This window comes from Cupriavidus sp. 8B, from assembly GCF_054589115.1.
Genome location: NZ_BAAILO010000311.1, coordinates 1 through 775 on the forward strand (window position 1 = coordinate 1; position 775 = coordinate 775).

General features: G+C 63.5%; 1 protein-coding gene. It reads left to right on the plus strand.

Annotation, left to right across the window (positions count from 1 at the left end; genetic code table 11):
- The coding region (locus ACYP5B_RS30970; protein ID WP_459572208.1) for an ATPase, T2SS/T4P/T4SS family at positions 1-736 on the plus strand (736 nt) is incomplete at its 5' end.
- Between the last annotated feature and the right edge of the window lie 39 nt (positions 737-775).

Sequence of the window (775 nt, forward strand, 5' to 3'; positions counted from 1 at the left end):
GCGCACGCTCGACGGTGCGAATCGGGATGAAGATCCTTTTATCGCAGCCAAGCGCCAGATCAAGCGGATGAACCCGCATTTTGTGATGGTGGGCGAGCTCCGTGACCACGAATCCGCGGGCCTGTTCCGGGACGTGGCGGGGGCGGGGCTGCGCGCGCTGACGACTGTCCACGCGCCGAGTGCTTTGACTGCAGCGGATCGGCTCTCGGACGGTGAACTGCGCATTCCACGCAGCGTCCTCGCCACGCCTGGCTTCATCAATCTCTACGTGTATCAGGCATTGATGCCGAAGACCTGCAGTTGCGGCCTCCGGCATACGGCGATGAAGGAAGCCCTTGGCGCGAGAAAGCTGCAGCAGATTGAGCGCCTCTTCCGTTTCGATATCGAAGGCATCCGGCTGCGGAACCCGCAGGGGTGCGAGCTTTGCCAGCGCCCCAATCTGCCGGAGCTGAACGGTGCCCGCGGCCGGACCGTGGTGGCCGAGATGTTCGAGCCCGACGAGCAGGACCTGGCCTATATCCGCGACGCCAAGAACATCGAGTTGGCGGCTTACCAGCGCAGCAAGCGCCAGGTTGGCTTCGACGTGCCGGACAGCACCGGGAAAACCGTGTTCGAGGTCGCCATGTACAAGGTCTTTGCCGGCGTGGTTGACCCGCGTGAGGCGGAGCGCCTGTGCTCACTCGACGCCTACGAAGCCAGACTTGCCCGCCAGCGTGCGCGCGGCGAAAAGCACTGAGAGGAACGGGATGTTCAACAAACTAGCACAGTGGCTGGT